Genomic DNA, 2,219 nt, shown 5'->3' with positions numbered 1-2,219 from the left:
CCGGCCTGGTCGCCGTCGTTGTTGTAGAGGGACCAGAGCAGCGTCGGCCAGCCCTTGTTCATCTGCCAGTAGATGGTGCCCGTCGAGGGTTGCGACGAGTTGGTGGAGTGGTCGAGGAAGGCCTCGAACTGGGCGCGGGTGTCCTCGTAGTTCTGGACCTGCGCTTCCTCCACGTACTGGGCGAGGCTGGACCAGGCGCCGTATCGGTTGGTGATCGCCTGGTCAAGGTTGAAGAGCGTGCCGAAGCTGTATCCGCTGTGCCCGGTGCCCTCGTAGTTGTTGTGGTACTGGTTCGCGCCAGGGCTCTGCCAGAGAGCCGCCTGGTCGGACGGGGAGAGGAACCGGTTGATCGAGTCGAGCGTGGGCACCGTGTTCCCGGCGCTCTGCTCGCTGTCGTAGCCCCAGGAACCGCCCGCGTTCGTCAGCGTCGAGTCACTGGTCGGATAGTGGGACGTGTCGTACCAGTAGTTCGGCGGCACCCAGTCGTAAGGACCCTCCTTCTCCCCCGAGGCGCCCAGCTGCGTGCTGCTGTTGTACTCGGCGGACGAGATGAACGGACCGCTGTAGTCGGCCGCGGCGAAACCGCTCAGCGCCAGGCTCTCCTGGGTGGTGGTCGGGTTGTTGTCGCTCCACTGGAAGCTGAACACCGACGGGTGGTTGCGCAGTTCCTGGCCCAGGGTCTGTGCGGAGAGCTTGTACTCGGCCTGCTGGGCGCCGGTGTAACTGGTCTTCTCCCAGAAGTCGCAGCATTGGAGGCCGGCGTTGACCAGGATCCCGGCCGCATCCATCTGCTGATACCAGTCGGCGGGCATGAGGTGGCCTTCAAGCCGGATCGAGTTGACGCCCATGGATTTGATCAGGCCGATCTGCTTGGCGGTGTCGGCCGGGTCGTAACGCAGAAACAGGTCGGGGTCCCAGCCGCCGCCGCGGATCACCAGGGGCACGTTGTTTATCTTGAACGCGCGCACCCCGCTCGGCGCCGCGGTGGAGGCACCGGTCAGGTAGGAGGTGACGGTCCTGATACCGAACGTCTCAGAGGTCGAGTTCAGAGTCGTGCCGCCCTGGGCGACCGATGTGGCGAGCGTGTACAGCGGCTGGCCGCCGAGCTGGTACGGCCACCAGATCTGCGGCGAGCCGAGGGTCAGGGCCGGGTAGGACGAGGGGGCGAAGGTCACGGTCTGCGTGGCACCGGCCGCGACCGTCACCGACTGGCTCACGGTGATCGGGCTGCCGCCGCCCGGCGGGGTGATGGTGGCGGAGACAGTGCCGGCCTGCGACGAGCCGGAGGAGTTGGTCACGTCGGTCTTGACGGTCAGCGCCGAGCTGCTCAGGTTGGCGGCGGTGTTCTGATTCACATGCGCGTTGCCGACGATCAGCGGGCCGCCGGTCTGGAGCTGCACCGGGAACTGGATGCCGGTGTTGTTGTCCGGCGGGATCTGCGACCAGTCCACGTTGTCCAGCGTCAGCATCGTGTTCGGGTTGTTCGGGTGCATCTCGACGGCGAGCGAGTTGGTGCCCGACCGCAGCAGACCACTGATGTTGAAGGAGTATCGCGCATAGTCCCCGGCCACGGTCGACGAGGTGGCCACCTGGCTGCCGTTCACCCACACGTCCGCCGCGCCGACCACGCCGTTGATGATCAGCCGGGCCGACTGGCCGGACGGCGGCGCGGTGAAGTCGGTCCGGTACCACCAGGGCACTGAGAACTGGGCGATCGTGTCGGCGCCGACCTTCGACATGAAGCCGAAGCAGTTCTTCATGTTGGATGAGTAGAAGACATTCGGGCACGAGCCGTTCTGCAGCAGTGCGGCGATCTCGGTGCCTGGCGCCCCTCCCCCGTCGTTGGCCACGGTCAACCAGCCGGAGGTGCTGAATCCCGGCGTGGAGATCGCGGCGCCGCCCTGCGTGGCCGTGGCGCTGGTCAGCACCTTCCACCCGTTGGTCGCGCCGAGGTCGGCGATGGCCGTCGACCCGGTCGGCGGATCGGCGAAAGCGGCGCTGACCGCGTGCGGGGCGGCGACAGCCGGGGACGCGTGAGCCGGCCGGGCGCCGTTGGCACCGGCTACGGCCTGCTGGATGGTCAGGGCCATGACACCGAGCGCCACGGCCGCCGTCGTCAGGGATCTTCTGCGCGATGCCATCTGCTCTCCTTGGGACCGGGGGAGAACGCGCCGGCCAAGGAAAGGGGCGGGTGTCCGGCGGCGATCCTGATCAAGTAT

At 67.2% G+C, this 2,219-nt stretch carries 1 protein-coding gene; it reads right to left on the bottom strand.

The genetic code is table 11. The features are described from left to right. The coding region (locus VGZ32_RS25485) for a glycosyl hydrolase 2 galactose-binding domain-containing protein (RefSeq protein ID WP_414642596.1) at positions 1–2,141 on the bottom strand (2,141 nt) is incomplete at its 3' end. Positions 2,142–2,219 lie beyond the last annotated feature (78 nt).

Origin of the sequence: Actinocrinis sp., from assembly GCF_035938995.1 — a bacterium.
Classification (GTDB): domain Bacteria; phylum Actinomycetota; class Actinomycetes; order Streptomycetales; family Catenulisporaceae; genus DASZGI01.
This window is presented reverse-complemented; position numbering and strand designations above follow the sequence as displayed.